Source organism: Roseomonas genomospecies 6, from assembly GCF_008365375.1.
Lineage (GTDB): Bacteria > Pseudomonadota > Alphaproteobacteria > Azospirillales > Azospirillaceae > Azospirillum.
Map to the genome: position 1 here is coordinate 26569 of NZ_QOKW01000033.1, position 14929 is coordinate 41497.

General features: G+C 69.1%; 13 protein-coding genes. 1 reads left to right on the plus strand and 12 read right to left on the minus strand.

The window, feature by feature from the left end; translation table 11 throughout:
* Window positions 1-18 precede the first annotated feature (18 nt).
* The 5 genes from ispG to DS843_RS26865 form a co-directional block, all read right to left on the minus strand.
* Window positions 19-1155, minus strand: coding sequence for a flavodoxin-dependent (E)-4-hydroxy-3-methylbut-2-enyl-diphosphate synthase (gene ispG / locus DS843_RS26845; RefSeq protein ID WP_149471892.1), 1137 nt, complete (start codon window positions 1153-1155; stop codon window positions 19-21).
* A 132-nt stretch (window positions 1156-1287) separates the two neighbouring features.
* The gene (locus tag DS843_RS26850) at window positions 1288-2568 is read right to left on the minus strand and encodes a helix-turn-helix domain-containing protein (protein ID WP_286192345.1); all 1281 of its coding nucleotides are present in this window, start codon (window positions 2566-2568) and stop codon (window positions 1288-1290) included.
* Between the two features lie 122 nt (window positions 2569-2690).
* Entirely contained in the window at window positions 2691-4991 is a 2301-nt protein-coding gene (gene ptsP / locus DS843_RS26855; RefSeq protein WP_149471893.1) for a phosphoenolpyruvate--protein phosphotransferase, read from the minus strand.
* 1 nt (window position 4992) lies between these two features.
* A complete protein-coding gene (locus DS843_RS26860; protein ID WP_149471894.1) occupies window positions 4993-6084 on the minus strand; it encodes an NAD(P)H-dependent flavin oxidoreductase in 1092 nt (363 codons plus the stop codon).
* A gap of 26 nt (window positions 6085-6110) precedes the next feature.
* On the minus strand, window positions 6111-7346 hold the full coding sequence (locus DS843_RS26865; RefSeq protein WP_149471895.1) for an aspartate kinase: 1236 nt from the start codon (window positions 7344-7346) through the stop codon (window positions 6111-6113).
* Window positions 7347-7502: 156 nt separating this feature from the next.
* On the opposite strand from DS843_RS26865, the gene ubiG reads away from it, so the two are divergent.
* Window positions 7503-8255 carry a bifunctional 2-polyprenyl-6-hydroxyphenol methylase/3-demethylubiquinol 3-O-methyltransferase UbiG gene (gene ubiG / locus DS843_RS26870; protein ID WP_149471896.1) on the plus strand — a complete coding sequence of 251 codons (753 nt, stop codon included), beginning with the start codon at window positions 7503-7505 and terminating at the stop codon, window positions 8253-8255.
* Between the two features lie 228 nt (window positions 8256-8483).
* Here ubiG and ptsN read toward each other — a convergent pair whose 3' ends face one another.
* The 7 genes from ptsN to DS843_RS26905 all read right to left on the minus strand — a co-directional run bounded on the left by ptsN (window position 8484) and on the right by DS843_RS26905 (window position 14813).
* Window positions 8484-8942 carry a PTS IIA-like nitrogen regulatory protein PtsN gene (gene ptsN, locus DS843_RS26875; RefSeq protein ID WP_149471897.1) on the minus strand — a complete coding sequence of 153 codons (459 nt, stop codon included), beginning with the start codon at window positions 8940-8942 and terminating at the stop codon, window positions 8484-8486.
* Between the two features lie 34 nt (window positions 8943-8976).
* Complete coding sequence (hpf, locus tag DS843_RS26880) at window positions 8977-9573, minus strand: ribosome hibernation-promoting factor, HPF/YfiA family (protein ID WP_149471898.1); 597 nt, start codon at window positions 9571-9573, stop codon at window positions 8977-8979.
* Between the two features lie 123 nt (window positions 9574-9696).
* Window positions 9697-11271: an RNA polymerase factor sigma-54 gene (gene rpoN / locus DS843_RS26885; RefSeq protein ID WP_149471899.1), complete on the minus strand. Its 1575-nt coding sequence runs from the start codon at window positions 11269-11271 to the stop codon at window positions 9697-9699.
* 16 nt (window positions 11272-11287) lie between these two features.
* The gene (gene lptB / locus DS843_RS26890; RefSeq protein WP_475849401.1) at window positions 11288-12118 is read right to left on the minus strand and encodes an LPS export ABC transporter ATP-binding protein; all 831 of its coding nucleotides are present in this window, start codon (window positions 12116-12118) and stop codon (window positions 11288-11290) included.
* Window positions 12119-12143: 25 nt separating this feature from the next.
* Window positions 12144-13022 (minus strand): LptA/OstA family protein, encoded by an 879-nt coding sequence (locus DS843_RS26895; protein WP_149471900.1) that lies wholly within the window; start codon window positions 13020-13022, stop codon window positions 12144-12146.
* Between the two features lie 11 nt (window positions 13023-13033).
* The gene (gene lptC / locus DS843_RS26900; protein ID WP_149471901.1) at window positions 13034-13783 is read right to left on the minus strand and encodes an LPS export ABC transporter periplasmic protein LptC; all 750 of its coding nucleotides are present in this window, start codon (window positions 13781-13783) and stop codon (window positions 13034-13036) included.
* A 25-nt stretch (window positions 13784-13808) separates the two neighbouring features.
* On the minus strand, window positions 13809-14813 hold the full coding sequence (locus DS843_RS26905; protein ID WP_475849404.1) for a KpsF/GutQ family sugar-phosphate isomerase: 1005 nt from the start codon (window positions 14811-14813) through the stop codon (window positions 13809-13811).
* Between the last annotated feature and the right edge of the window lie 116 nt (window positions 14814-14929).

Below are 14929 nucleotides of genomic sequence, written 5' to 3' on the forward strand. Positions count from 1 at the left end.
CCGCCCGCGCCGGTTCCGTCACCCGGCGGCCTTTTCCGCCGCTTTTTCCGCCGCCTTGGCGGCCTCGATCTCGGCGGCCTTCTTCTCGACCAGCCCGACGAGGTGATCCACGATGTCCTGGTCCTTCAGCCGGTGGTCGGTGACGCCGGACAGATAGACCTGATGGGTGTTGTTGCCGCCGCCGGTCAACCCGATATCGGTTTCCCGCGCCTCGCCGGGGCCATTGACCACGCAGCCGATGACCGACAGGGTCAGCGGCGTCGTGATGTGGGCCAGCCGCGCCTCCAGCGTTTCCACCGTCTTGATGACGTTGAAGTTCTGCCGCGCGCAGCTCGGGCAGGAGATGACCGTGACGCCGCGCCGCCGCAGGCCCAGCGACTTCAGCATCTCATAGCCGACCTGGACTTCCTCCGCCGGCTCGGCGGACAGGGACACGCGGATGGTGTCGCCGATGCCCGACCACAGCAGCATGCCCAGCCCGATGGACGATTTCACCGTCCCGGCGCGCAGACCGCCGGCCTCCGTGATGCCGATGTGCAGCGGGTAGTCGCAGGCCTCGGCCAAGCCCTGGTAGGCGGCGACGGCCAGGAACACGTCGGACGCCTTCACCGAGATCTTGAACTCGGTGAAATCATGGTCCTCCAGGATCTTGGCGTGGTTGAGCGCGCTCTCCACCAGGGCTTCCGGGCAGGGCTCGCCGTACTTCTCCAGCAGGTCCTGCTCCAGGGAGCCGGCGTTGACGCCGATGCGCATGGAGCAGCCGTAATCCTTGGCCGCCTTCACCACCTCGCGCACCCGCTCCGCCGAGCCGATGTTGCCGGGGTTGATGCGCAGACAGGCGGCGCCGCTTTCCGCGGCCTCGATGGCGCGCTTGTAGTGGAAATGGATGTCGGCGACGATCGGCACCGACACCTGCGGAACGATCTGCTTCAGCGCCAGCGCCGACTCGCGGTCGGGGCAGGAGACGCGCACGATGTCGGCGCCCACCCGCTCCGCCGCCTGGATCTGCGCGACCGTCGCGGCCACGTCGGCGGTCGGCGTGTTGGTCATGGTCTGCACCGAGATCGGCGCGTCGCCGCCGACGAGCACGTTGCCCACCCGGATCTGGCGGGATTTGCGGCGGAGGATCTGGCGGTAGGCGCGCAGGCTGCTCATGGGCTGTGGCCTCGGGGCATGAAATAGGGTCCGGCGCGCTCTTATAGCGCAGCCGGCGTTACGCCTGAAGTGCGGTCCGCCGCGCCGGATTCAAGGGAAAATGCCGTAAGCGGCCCGCCCCTGGTGGGTGGCTCAATGGGCGGGAGCGGAGCCGCGCAAGGTCGGGGCGTGCTGGTCCAGCGACACGTCGCGCAGCACCTGCCCGACGGCCCCCAGCGGGGCGCCTTCCACCCCATCCGTGACGACGACCAGCCCGCCCGCGTTGCCGGTGCGGACGCGGATGCCGGACCGGTCGGGCACGCGGTAGACGTCGCCCGGCTTCAGCACGCGGGTGAAGATGATCTCGCCGCTGTTGTCGCGCACCTGAATCCAACTGTCCTGCGTGGCGCGGAGCTGGATGCGCGAGGCCGCGTTCTGCGTACCGTAGACCTTCGACGGCAGCGCCCCGTCCGCGGCGGGCGGCGGAGCGGCGGGAGCCGCGGGCGGCAGGCTGGCGATGGCCGGGGCGGCGGGGGTCAGCGGGGTCGGTTCCTGCGTGGCGCCTTCGGACTCGTCGTCCTCCGCCGGGGGCGGCGGAACGTTCACCACCGCCGATGGAGCGGGTGCCGCCGGAGTGGGCACAGGTGCCGCCGCGGGGGTGTTCGGCTTGGCGGCCACCGGAGCGGGAGCGGGCGCGGGTTTGGCAGGGGCCGGAGCGGCGGGCGGCGGGGCAACCGGAACTTGGCTGACTGGAGCCGGGGCCGGAGCGGGAGCCGCCGCGGGGGCCGGAGCGACCGTGGAGGCACCGCCGACCGCGGGCGGTGCGGCAGCCGGAGCCGGGGCCTCCGCCGTCACGGTCGGGGCGGGGGCGGCGGGCGATTCGGCGGGCACCGGGGCCGGAGCGTTCTGGCTGCCGTTGATGGGGTTTCCGTTGAAGGGCAGCGTGTCGAGCAGCGAGACCAGCCGGTCGGGCAGGGTCGGGACCAGATCGACCATGGACCGGTCGGTCGCCGACAGATAGTACCAGCCGCCATAGACGATTCCCGCCAGCACCATCGTGCCCAGCAGGACCGTGCCGCCGGGGATGCGGCCTTCCGGCACCGGCGTCGGGAAATAGAGCTGCTGGTTGCGCGTGCGGCCCGCCGCCTCGTCCTTGTAGCGGGTGAGGATGGTGTCCGGGTCCAGCCCCAGGCATTCGGCGTAGGACCGCAGGAAGCCCGCCGCGTAGGCGGTGCCCGGCAGTTCCTCGAACCGGCCCGCCTCGATGGCCTGCAAGTAGGGGTAGCGGATGCGCAGCATCGTCGCGACCTCGCGCAGGTCGTAACCGAGGCTCTCGCGTGTCTCGCGCAGGGTGTCGGACACGCTGGGGCCGGACTGCGCCGGGCCGTCCTGCGCGGGGTCGTAACTGCCGAAAACCTTGCGCTTGCCCATCATCTCAACCGTACCGTCGCCTCGGAAGCCTTATATACGCCCTTCGTCCGGACCGCTGTAACAAAACGCCGCCGTTGGAGGCCCTCGCACCGGGCCCCCACCCACAACCACCCCACCAAACCGCCTCAGATGATGACGCCGTGGTCCTTGGCGAAGGTGCGCAGCTTGTCGCGCAGGCTGTGGTCGCCCCGCTGGTACAGCCCGCCCATGTACTGGCGCAGCGCCGCCACGTCCAGGGAGCGGAGCATCGTCTTCACCGGCCCGACCGAGGGCGGCGACATGGACAGCGAGCGGAATCCGATGCCGATCAGCGCCATGGCGTCCAGAGGGCGCCCGGCCATCTCGCCGCAGATGCTGACCGGGACGCCGGCGTCGCCGCAGGCCTCCACCAGCCGCCGCAGCAGGCTGAGCATGGCCGGCGCCAGCGGGTCGTACCGTCCGGAGGTGCGCGGGTTGCCGCGGTCGCTGGCGAAGATGTACTGGGTCAGGTCGTTGGAGCCGACCGACAGGAAATCCACCCGCGGCAGCAGGGCGGGCAACTGCCAGAGCAGAGCCGGCACCTCGATCATCGTGCCGACCCGCAACCGGCTGGGCGGTTCGAAGCCCTGGCCTTCCAGGCGGGCGATCTCCAGGTCGAGCAGACGGCGGGCGGCGTCGAACTCAGCCACCTCCGCGATCATCGGGAACATCACCGACAGCGGGCGCCCGCTGGACGCGCGCAGCAGGGCGCGCAACTGCTGGCGCAGAAGCGACGGGTGGTCCAGCCCGATGCGGATGGCCCGCCAGCCGAGCGCCGGATTCTCCTCCCCCTCGCTCGCCGCGATGTAGGGCAGCATCTTGTCGCCGCCCACATCCAGCGTGCGGAACACCACCGGCTTGTCGTCGGTCTGGTCGAGGATTCGGGAATAGAGGTCCGTCTGCGCGCGGACGTCCGGGTAGGTCGAACGCACCATGAAGGGGATTTCGGTGCGATAGAGGCCGATCCCCTCCGCCCCGCTGGCCTTCAGATGCGGCAGGTCGATCAGCAGGCCGCAGTTCAACTGTATGGAGATCGGAACGCCGTCCCGCGTCACCGAAGGAAGCGCGCGGATCGCCTCGTACATCTGCTCCTTGCGGGCACGCAGCGCGACGGCCTCCGCGAAGGCCATCTGGATGTCCTCCGCCGGGCGGACGAAGGCCTGCCCGTGGTCGCCGTCGACGATCACCGGGTCCAGCGGCTCGATCCGGGTCAGCGCGTCCGGCGCCTGCACCACGGGGATGTTCAGCGCCCGGGCCACGATGCAGACATGGCTGGACGGCGAGCCTTCCTCCAGAATCACGCCGCGCAGCCGGCGCTGATCGTAATCCAGCAGTTCCGCCGGCCCCAAGGAGCGGGCGACCAGCACGATCTCGTCCGGCAGGGTGCTTCCGTCGGCCTCCGACTTGCGCCCGGCGAGGTGCTGGAGCAGCCGGTTGGTGAGATCCTCCAGGTCGAGCAGCCGTTCGCGGATGTAGGGGTCCGTCAGGTGGCTCATGCGGGCGCGGGTGTCGTTCTGCACCTGCTGCACCGCCGCTTCCGCCGTCAGCCCGACGCGGATCGCCTCGCGGATGCGCGACAGCCACCCGCGGTCCTCCGCGAACATGCGGTAGGTTTCCAGGATGTCCTTCGGCTCGCTCAAACCCGCCAGCGCCGCCGCGTTCAGCAGGTCGTCGATGGCGCTGTGCATGGTGGCGATGGCGGCGTTCAGCCGCTCCAGCTCGCTCTCCGCATCCTCGGCCACCATCTGGCGGATGGTGAGCTGCGGGCGGTGGATCACCGCCAGCCCCATCGCCAGACCGCTGGCCAGCGAGGTGCCCGACAGGCGCGCCGGCAGCAGCGCCGGATCGCCGGTGGAGGCGACCTCCTGCGGGTTGACCAGCTCGCCCTGGGCGACCAGTTCGGCCACCACCATGGCGATGGTCTGGAGCGTCTCGACCTCGACCTCGGTGTAGCGGCGGCGGTCCTTGTGCTGGATGACCAGGACGCCGCGGACCTTGCCGCCGCGCAGGATCGGCACGCCGGCCAGCGACAGGAACGGGTCCTCCCCCGTCTCCGGGCGGTAGGCGAAGCTGGGGTGCGACGGCGCGTTGTCCAGCGCGATGGGCCGCGCATGGCCGGCGATGTCGCCGACGATGCCCTCGCCCACGCGCAGGCGCGTGTTGTGCACGGCGTCCTGGTTCAAGCCGAGCGTGGAGAACAGCTCCAGCACCTCGCCCGCCCGCATGACATAGCAGGAGCAGACGTCCGCCCCCATCTCCATGCCGATCAGGGTGACGATCTTGTCCAGCCGCTCCTGCCCGGAACCGGACCCCGCCATGACGTCGCGCAGCCGCGCCAGCAACCGGCGGGAGGCGGCGCCGTCGAAACCCGGCGAGGCGGCGGGTATGTCGCCCAGGACGCCGCTCATCTCACGCCGCCCCCAGTATGACCGGCTGGCCGTCGGCTTCGATGGAAACGGCGCGGGCGGTCAGCGCCGCTTCGGCCTGGGCGATCAGGTCGCCGATGATCTCGGCCACCGGCTGTTCGCGGGTGACCAGCCCGACGCTCTGGCCGGCCATCAGGGAGCCGCACTCCACATCGCCTTCGATCACCGCGCGGCGCAGCGCGCCGGCCCAGAAATGCTCGATCTCCAGAGTGCCCTCGTCACGGGTCATCTCGCCGCGGTCGACCTTGGCGATAACCTCGCGCTGGAGTTCCATGAAGCGCTTGGAGCCGGCGTTGGCGAGCGCCCGCACCGGGATCACCGGAAAGCGCGGGTCGATCTGCACCGACGCCTGGGCGTCGCGGGCCGACGCCCTGATGAAGACCTGCTTGAAGCGCGGGTGCGCGATGGATTCGGTGGCGCAGACGAACCGGGTGCCGATCTGCACGCCCGCAGCCCCCTGCTCCAGGTAGGACAGGATGGCTTCCCCGCGACCGATGCCTCCGGCCGCGAAGACCGGGACCTCGCGCAGGTCGGGCAGGATTTCCTGGGCCAGAACGGTGGTGGAGACGGGGCCGATGTGGCCGCCGGCCTCCGTGCCCTCGATCACCAGGGCGTCGATGCCCAGCTTGACCATCCGCTTTCCGCTGACCAGCGTCGGGGCGAAGGTCATGGCGCGGGCGCCGCCGTCCTTGATCCGCTTGATGGTGGCGCCGGACGGGAAGCCCCCGGCGATCACCACATGGCCCACGCCCTGCTCCCGGCAGACGTCGATCAGACGGTCCAGGTCCGGGTGCATGTTGATGAGGTTGACGCCGAAGGGCTTCGCGGTCAGCGCCCGCGTGGCGGCGATCTCCACCGCCAGCAGGTCCGGCGGCATCGAGCCGCAGGCGAGAACGCCGAAGCCCCCGGCGTTGGAGATGGCGGAGACGAGGTGGCGCTCCGACACCCAGCTCATCGCGCCGCCCATGATGGCGGTGCGCGTGCCGAGGAAGGCGCAGCCACGCGCCCACAGCCGGTCGAGCCGGGCGGCGGCGGCCGCCCCATCGGACCCGGCCTTGGACCTGGCGTCGGTCATCGCCGCCCCTCCCCCTTCCGCGCGACTCAGGCCGCGTCCAGCCCGTAGGCGGTGTGCAGAGCGCGCAGCGCCAGCTCCGCATACTCCTCGGCGATCAGGACGGAAATCTTGATCTCGGAGGTGGAGATGACCTGGATGTTGATGCCCTTGTCGGCCAGCGCCTTGAACATGCGCTGCGCGACGCCGGCGTGGCTGCGCATGCCGACGCCGATCACCGACACCTTCACCACGTTGGCGTCGGAGGCGAGGCGCTGGTAGTTCAGTTCGGCCTTGGCGTCCTCCAGCACCTTCACGGCGCGGGCCACGTCGGCCTTGCCGACCGTGAAGGTCAGGTCGGTGGACTTGCCGTCTTCCGACACGTTCTGGACGATCATGTCCACATTGACGGCGTTGTCGGTCAGCGGACCGAAGATGCTGGCCGCCACGCCCGGACGGTCGGCAACGCCGATGAGGGTGATCTTCGCCTCGTCGCGGCTGTAGGCGATGCCGCTCACAACTTCCTTTTCCACGATCTCGTCCTCGTCAACAACAAGGGTACCGGGAAGCGCGCTGCCGGCGGCCTCCTCGAAGCTCGACAGAACCTGCACGCGCACGCGGTGGTTCATCGCCATCTCGACCGAGCGGGTCTGGAGGACCTTGGCCCCCTGCGACGCCAGCTCCAGCATCTCCTCATAGGTGATCTTGGAGAGCTTCTTGGCCTTGGAGACGATGCGCGGGTCGGTGGTGTAGACGCCGTCCACGTCGGTGTAGATGTCGCAGCGGTCGGCCTTCAGCGCCGCCGCGAGCGCGACCGCCGAGGTGTCCGAACCGCCGCGGCCCAGCGTGGTGATCCGCCCGCCCTCGGTCACGCCCTGGAAACCGGCGACCACGGCGACCTCGCCGGTGTTCATCCGCTTGTCCAGCTCCGCCGTGTCGATGGACACGATGCGCGCCTTGCCGTGCGTCTCGTCGCTGTAGATCGGGATCTGCCAGCCGAGCCAGGACCGCGCCTGGATGCCGAGCGACTGCAGCGCGATGGCGAGGAGACCGGAGGTCACCTGCTCGCCCGAAGCGACGATGGCGTCGTATTCGCGCGCGTCGTGCAGCTTGTCGATGTCGTTGCAATATTTCACGAGCTGGTTGGTCACGCCGGACATCGCCGACACGACGACGGCGACCTGATGCCCCGCCTTGACTTCCTGCTCGACCTTGCGGGCCACGTTCTTGATGCGGTCGATGTCGCCGACCGACGTGCCGCCGAACTTGAGGACGATCCGCGCCATACCTCACACCATGTCTGGGCCGGCAAAAAAGCCGGCAGTCCGTGCCCCCGCTCTACCGTTGCCGGCGCGGGGCGGCGTATCCATACTCTGTCGATCACAGCGAGGCAAGTTCGCCCCGCAATTGTTCTCGCAAACCAAGCATACGGGATTTCTTTCATGACCGCGACCGCCGGAACCGCAGGCACTGTGGACCCCGAGGATATCGCCCGCTTTTCGGCCATCGCCGCGGAATGGTGGGACCCCACGGGCAAATTCCGGCCCCTGCACCGGCTGAACCCGCTGCGGCTGGCCTACATCCGCGACACGCTGTGCCGCCGGCTGGGCCGCGATCCCATGGCGGCGGAGCCGCTGAAGGGCCTGCGCATCGTCGACATCGGCTGCGGCGGCGGCCTGCTGTCCGAACCCGTCGCCCGCATGGGCGCCACCGTGGTGGGAATCGACGCGGCGGAGCGGAACGTACGGACCGCGGCGGCCCACGCCGCGGAGACCGGTACACCCGTGGATTACCGCGCCACCACCGCCGAAGCCCTTGCGGCGACCGGCGAACGGTTCGACGCCGTCCTGGCGATGGAGGTGATCGAGCATGTCGCCGACGTTCCGCTGTTCGTGAAGTCCTGCGCGGAGCTTCTGGCGCCGGGCGGCGCGCTGTTCCTGGCGACCCTGAACCGCACGCCGAAATCCTTCGCGCTGGCCATCGTCGGGGCGGAGTACATCCTGCGCTGGCTGCCCCGCGGCACCCACAATTGGCGCCAGTTCCTGCGCCCCGGCGAGGTGGCCGCCGCCGTACGCGCGGAAGGGCTGGCGATTCGCGACCTCACGGGCATCACCTACAACCCGCTGTCCGACGAGTTCCGCCTGAACCCGCGCGATCTCGACGTGAACTACATGGGCTGGGCGGAGCGGGTGTGAGCGTACGGGGGGCCGTACGTGCGTGCGTACGCGCTGCAACGGGCCCCCACCCTAACCCTCCCCCACCTTCGGCGAGGGAGGGAACTCCGCTGCTCGCCCCTAAATCCCCTCCCCCGCGAAGTGGGGGAGGGTCAGGGTGGGGGCCCAATGCGACGACAAAGCAGGCCCAAAACGAAAAACGGGAGAGCCGCCGGCTCTCCCGTTTCCCGTCTCCACGCAGACGCTTTGTTACGCCGCGTGGCTGGCTTCGTGTTGGGTCAGCAGGGCGTAGATCGCGTCCGCCGTGTCCGACCCACGCAGCTTTTCGCACATGGACTGGTCGCGCAGCAGGCGCGACACACGGGCCAGCGCCTTCAGATGGTCGGCGCCGGCATGATCCGGAGCCAGCAGCAGGAAAATCAGATCGACCGGTTGCTCATCGATCGCATCGAAGTCGATGGGCCGCTCCAGCCGGGCGAAGACGCCGTGGACGCGGTCGAGGTTGGGCAGCTTGCCGTGCGGGATGGCGATGCCATGGCCCACACCGGTGGTGCCCAACCGCTCGCGTTCCAGCAGGACGTCGAAGATCGCCCGTTCGTGCTGGCCGGTCAGCTCGGCCGCCTTGCGCGCCAAGTCCTGCAGGGCCTGCTTTTTGCTGCCGGCCTTCAGGTTCGGGAGGATGGCGTGCGGCGTGATGAGATCGAGCATGACGCTATGGGTGTGGTTGAAACGCAGGCCGGACTCAGGCGCCGGCCTTCTCCGCCGGGTCCACCCAACCGATGTTGCCATCGGCGCGGCGGTAGACCAGGTTCAGGCGGCCATGGGCGCCGTTGCGGAACAGAAGGGCCGGAGCGTCCGCCAGTTCCATGCGCATCACCGCCTCGCTGACCGCCAGGGTCGCGATGGAGGTTTCCATTTCGGCGATGACCATGGGCTGCACGGCCTCGGCAGCGGCCTCCTCGCTCTCCACATGGGCTTCGTCCTTCTCCGCTTCCAGGATCTGGTAACGGGCCGGGACGGCTTCCAGCGCGGCGGCGTCGACGGTGTGGTGGTTGCGCAGGCGGCTCTTGTAGCGGCGCAGGCGCTTGGCCAGCTTCTCGCACGCGGTGTCGAAGGCCGGATAGGGCTCGGTGGCGTCGGAGGCGCTCTGCAGAACGATCCCACGACCGACATGGACCTGAATGTCGGCCTTGAACAGGTGCGCTTCACGCGTCAGGACGACGTTGGCTTCGATCGGCTTGTTGAAATACTTGCCGACGACGGTGTTCAGGCTGTCCGCGACGTGGGTGCGCAGAGCGTCGCCAACGTCAAGCTGCTTGCCTTTGACGGTCAGTTGCATTTTGGGATGTTTCCAATCTGGTCCGCGATGGACATAGGACGACGGAAGGCCGCCACGTGCGGACGGGGACCATAGTGACGGCGGTATGGGCTGTCAATGAAGGACGGCCCCCTTCCGGCCCGGTTACATGCGTGACATCTTGGCACGGCGTCGCTGCACCGATGACGGTATGCGCATCGCTTCACGATACTTCGCCACCGTCCGGCGCGCAATGTCGATCCCTTCGCCGCGCAGGATTTCGACAATTTTATCGTCCGACAGGACGTCCTCGGGCTTTTCGGCGTCGATCATCGCCTTGATGCGGTAACGGACGGCCTCCGCCGAGTGGGCCGCCTGCCCGTCCGCCCCCTGGATGGCGGAGGTGAAGAAGTATTTCAGTTCGAACACGCCGCGCGGCGTCGCCATGAACTTGTTGGTCGTGACGCGGCTGACCGTGCTCTCGTGCATGCCGATGGCCTCGGCGATGTCGCGCAGGATCAGCGGCTTCAGATGCGAGACGCCGTGGATGAAGAAGGCGTCCTGCTGCCGGATGATCTCGCTGGCCACCTTCAGGATGGTGGTCGCCCGCTGGTGCAGCGACTTGACCAGCCAGTTCGCCGACTGGAACCGCTCGGTGATGTATTCCTTGTCCGCCTTGTTGCGGGCGGTGCCGGAAATGCGCGCGAAGTAGCGGTGGTCGACCAGCACCCGCGGCAAAGTGTCCGGGTTCAGGTCGATCAGCCAGCCGCCGCCGGGGTTGGCGCGCATCAGGATGTCCGGCGTGACGAGCTGGGCGGGCGTGTGGTCGAAGCTGAGCGCCGGCTTGGGGTTCAGCTTGCGGATCTCCGACACCATGTCGGCGATGTCCTCGGCGTCCACGCCGCAGACCTTCATCAGCGCCGGCAGATTGCGCGCCGCCAGAAGCTCCAGATGGTCGAGCAGGGCCTCCATGGCCGGGTCGAAGCGGTTCTTCTCGCGAAGCTGGATCGCCAGACATTCCTTCAGCGAGCGCGCGAAGATACCCGGCGGGTCGAAGCGCTGGCAGGCGGCCAGCACCCGCTCCACCCGCGCCGGTTCGCAGCCCAACTGCGCCGCAAGCCCGTCGATCTCCAGCCCGGTGATCCAGCCGGCCTCGTCCAGCATGTCGATCAGGGCCAGACCGATGAGCTGGTCGCCAAGGTCCGGCAGGTCGATCTTCAACTGCTCGGTCAGGTGGTCCCGCAGGCTCTTCTGGCCGGTCAGGGTGGCTTCCAGGTTCGAATCGTCGTCCTCGAAGCCGCCGCGCCCGCCGCGCTCCTGCCAGGAACCGTAGACGTCGCTGGACCCGTCCGTTCCGTCGGAGAAGCGGTCGTCGGAGTAGACATTCTCGAAATCGGTGTCGAGCGGCGCGTCGGAGGCCGACCCCATCGTTTCCGAGGCCGTCATCTCCACCGTGTCGCGGGTGCGTCCGTCGGTGATGGGCGGCTGGCGTTCCTCGGGCGCGGCGAGGTCCACCACGCCCGGCTCTCCCCTGCCGTCACCCGCAGCGTCGCCCCCGCCATCGCCGCCCTCCCCGGGACCGCCGTCGCGCTCCAGCAGGGGGTTCTGCTCGATCTCCCGGTCCACGAAGTCCGACAGTTCGATGTTCGACAGTTGCAGCAGCTTGATGGCCTGCTGCAACTGCGGAGTCATCACCAGGGATTGGGTCTGACGAAGATCGAGGCGTTGGCTGAGCGCCATGGGCAGGGAAACCGCACTAGAGGCTGAACCGGTCGCCGAGGTAGACCCGGCGCACATCCTCGTGCGCCACGATCTCGGCCGGCTCTCCCTCCATTAGTACCACACCATCGTGCAAGATGTATGCCCGATCGACGAGGTCGAGCGTTTCGCGGACGTTGTGGTCCGTGATCAGCACGCCGATGCCGCGGTCGCGCAGGTGGCTGACCAGTTCGCGGATGTCGTTCACCGCGATCGGGTCGATGCCGGCCAGCGGTTCGTCGAGCAGGATGAAATGCGGCTGGGAGGCCAGCGCGCGGGCGATCTCCACGCGCCGCCGCTCGCCGCCCGACAGGGCCAGCGCCGGGGCGCGGCGCAGGTGGGTGATGGAGAATTCCGCCAGCAACTCGTCCAGCATCTGCTCGCGCGTGTCGCGGTTGGGCTCCACCACCTCCAGCACGGCGCGGATGTTGTTCTCCACCGACATGCCGCGGAAGATCGACGCCTCCTGCGGCAGATAGCCGATGCCCAGCCGCGCGCGGCGGTACATGGGAAGGGACGTGATGTCCTGCCCGTCCAGCAGGATGGTGCCGGAGTCGGCGGCGATCAGCCCGGTGATCATATAGAAGCAGGTGGTCTTACCCGCCCCGTTGGGGCCGAGCAGCCCGACCGCCTCGCCGCGCTGGACCGTCACGGTCACGTCGCGGACGACGGGACGCTTCTTGTACGCCTTGCCCAGATGTCGCGCCACCAGCCCTTCCGCCGGACGCGCGTCGGCGGAGGGATGGTCCGCCGGGTGACCCGACGGATGACCCGATGAATTTGGGGCGGAAAGGGTCGGGCCGCCGAAATTCCGGTCTTCGATGTCCATGGCCATAGATTCGCTGCCGGGTCGGTCAGGGCTTGGGGGCGGGCTTGGCGCCCGGTTGGGCGGAGGCGGAGGCGGCGCCCGGTGCGCCGGGTTCCTGGCCAGGGACCAGCAGGCCCATCACCCGCCCGCCGGTGGCGGGGCCGGCGATCACCCGGTTGACCTTCGTCCTCATGTTCATCTCGGCGGCTTCGCCGTTGAGCTGGTTGTCGTTACGGGTGATCTTCACGTTGCCCAGAAGCACCGCGGTCTCGTCGGCCACGGAATAGACCAGCTTGTCCGACAGGGCCACGTCGGTGGCGGTGGTCACCACCACGCTGCCGGCCCCGTCGATGCGCTCCATCTGGCTCGAGCCGTCCGGCATCTTCTTGAGCTGGCCGATCAGGATGTCGGCGCGCAGCCGGTCGCCGTTGGCGATGCGCACGGCCACGGCGTCGCCGCGGGCCACCGTCAGGTTCTTGGCCTCGTAATATTCCAGCGTGTCGCGCGCCGTGACGATGTCGGTGCGGGTGACCATCTTCAGGTTCCGCCCCGTGACCACCGCCACCTGCTTGTCCACGTCGTAGACGCCGCGTTCGCCGAAGACCTCCTGGGTCGGGCTGACGATCCGCACGTTGCCTTCGGCGAGGAGTTGGAACACCTCGTTCCCCTTCCCGGGCACCTCGCGGTAATAGGCGGTCAGCACGTCGGCGAAGACGGTGCTGTCGTTGCGCTTGGCCGAGGCGTTGCCGCGCGCCACATAGGCGCGCACGTCCTGATGCCATTCGATGGCCTGATCGGCGTTGACCTCCACCGGGTTGGGGCCGCCGCCGAGGCCGGGCAGCCCCTGGGCCGCCGCCGGGACGGACGCCCCCGACAGCAGGAGAATCGCAGCCAGCAGCGGGGCCGCAAAGGTGGCTGCACTCAACGGGGCTGCACTCAACGCGTCTTTCCTCCCGGGCTTTCGGCGGCCTGGACGTCGGCCTTGGACTCGTTCAGGAATACCATCGTCTTGCCGCGGTCGGACAGTCGGAAGCCTTCGGCGTTGATGACGCCCTGCGGCCCCTGGCCCACGACATGGACATCGCCCCAGGCGGTGCCCTTGCGGATGTCGGATTCGGCCTCTTCGGTGGTGAATTCGTTGCCGTCGTCGCGCATCACGCGGACATGGCCCCGCATCTTCAGGATGCCGGTGACCTGATTGTACCAGCCCCGGTCGGACCGGATGGTCACCCAGGTCCCGTCGGTCTGGGTCATTTCCGCCTCCGGCTGGTCCAGCAGGACGATGTCCGGCTGGTCGGCGATGCGGTCGGCCTTGACGGCCACCAGCGAGAAGGGCTGGTTGGCCTCGTCCACCGCGACGTAGCGCGGCTTGATCATCTCGAGCTGGCCCTTGTCGGCGGAGATGCGCAGGGTCGGCAGCTCGGTCAGCGAGGGCCAGACGGCGATCAGCGCCATCACGGCCAGCGCCAGCGCCGGCAGGGCGAATTTCATTCCGGTGACGAAACGGCTGTAGACCCGGCTGACCGGGCGGATTTCCCGGCGCCGGTGGATGCGCTTTGCAGGCTCGCCGTCACGCACCGCCACCAGGGGAGCGGGATTGGCCGGCGCGCGCGCGGGCCGATCCTCCGTTTCCACCACCCGATCCACTGCCCGGTCCACCGTCCGATTCTTCAGGCCACTGTCCATGGCGTCATCGTCCTCCGGCTGCCCGTCACGCAACGCCGGCGCGCAGGCAATCGTGAATGTGCACAACACCGAGCGGCCGGTCCGCCTCCACCACGAACAGGCTGGTGATCTGCTTCGCGTTCATCTCGCGCAGCGCCTCCTCGACCAGCGCCTTGGGGCGGATCGTCTTGGGCCGCGGCGACATGATGCTGTCCGCGCGCTCCGCCCAAAGCTCCGGCGTCAGGTGGCGGCGCAGGTCGCCGTCGGTGATGACCCCGGCCAACGCGCCGGAGGCGTCCACCACGCCCACGCAGCCCAGCCGCTTCGCCGTCATCTCGAAGATGACGCTGGAAAGCGGCGTATCCAAGGCGCACAGGGGCATCTCCTCCCCCTTGTGCATCACGTCGGTCACCTTCAGCAGCGCCCGCCCGAGCTGCCCGCCGGGGTGGAACTGCTTGAAATCCGCCGCGGTGAAGCCGCGCCGCTCCAGCAGGGCCACCGCCAGGGCGTCGCCCAGCGCCAGCATCATCGTGCTCGACGTGGTCGGGGCCAGCCCCAGCGGGCAGGCTTCCGGCGCCGGAGGCAGAACCAGCGCCACGTCCGACTGCTCGGCCAGCGAGGAGCCGGACCGCCGGGTGATGCCGATCAGCGGGATATCGAAACGCCGCGTGTAGGCGACGATGTCCGACAGCTCGTGCGTCTCGCCGGAATTGGACAGGGCGATGACCGCGTCCTGCCGGGCGATCATGCCGAGGTCGCCGTGGCTGGCCTCGCCCGGATGCACGAAGAAGGCCGGCGTCCCGGTGGAGGCCAGCGTCGCGGCGATCTTGCGCGCCACATGGCCGGACTTGCCCATGCCGGAGACGACGACGCGGCCCGCGATCCCGGCCAGCCGGTCCAGCGCGCGGACGAAGGCGCCGTCCAGACCGTCGGCCAGCGCGGTCAGCGCGTCGGCCTCCATCCGCAGGACCCGCCGGGCGCTGGCAAGGTCGCGGTCGGCCGCGGATTCGGCCGGGCCATCGATACGGCTTGGGGCGATCAGGCTCGTCAAAGCGGCGCATGCCTCTTCAGTTTGGCCCATGCGGGCGAAAGCGGGTACTCCGGCAGGGGTCGCGCCTACACGCAACAACGAGCCTGCCGCCGCGCGGGCAGTATGCCCACCCGCGC

Bases quoted from the DNA above. Each gene is read 5' to 3' on its own strand.
- lptC (WP_149471901.1), bottom strand. From the start codon at position 13,783: ATGGACAGTGGCCTGAAGAATCGGACGGTGGACCGGGCAGTGGATCGG.
- ubiG (WP_149471896.1), top strand. From the start codon at position 7,503: ATGACCGCGACCGCCGGAACCGCAGGCACTGTGGACCCCGAGGATATC.
- DS843_RS26860 (WP_149471894.1), bottom strand. From the start codon at position 6,084: ATGACCGACGCCAGGTCCAAGGCCGGGTCCGATGGGGCGGCCGCCGCC.
- lptB (WP_475849401.1), bottom strand. From the start codon at position 12,118: ATGGACATCGAAGACCGGAATTTCGGCGGCCCGACCCTTTCCGCCCCA.
- ptsN (WP_149471897.1), bottom strand. From the start codon at position 8,942: ATGCTCGATCTCATCACGCCGCACGCCATCCTCCCGAACCTGAAGGCC.
- ispG (WP_149471892.1), bottom strand. From the start codon at position 1,155: ATGAGCAGCCTGCGCGCCTACCGCCAGATCCTCCGCCGCAAATCCCGC.
- DS843_RS26850 (WP_286192345.1), bottom strand. From the start codon at position 2,568: ATGATGGGCAAGCGCAAGGTTTTCGGCAGTTACGACCCCGCGCAGGAC.
- rpoN (WP_149471899.1), bottom strand. From the start codon at position 11,271: ATGGCGCTCAGCCAACGCCTCGATCTTCGTCAGACCCAATCCCTGGTG.
- ptsP (WP_149471893.1), bottom strand. From the start codon at position 4,991: ATGAGCGGCGTCCTGGGCGACATACCCGCCGCCTCGCCGGGTTTCGAC.
- hpf (WP_149471898.1), bottom strand. From the start codon at position 9,573: ATGCAACTGACCGTCAAAGGCAAGCAGCTTGACGTTGGCGACGCTCTG.
- DS843_RS26865 (WP_149471895.1), bottom strand. From the start codon at position 7,346: ATGGCGCGGATCGTCCTCAAGTTCGGCGGCACGTCGGTCGGCGACATC.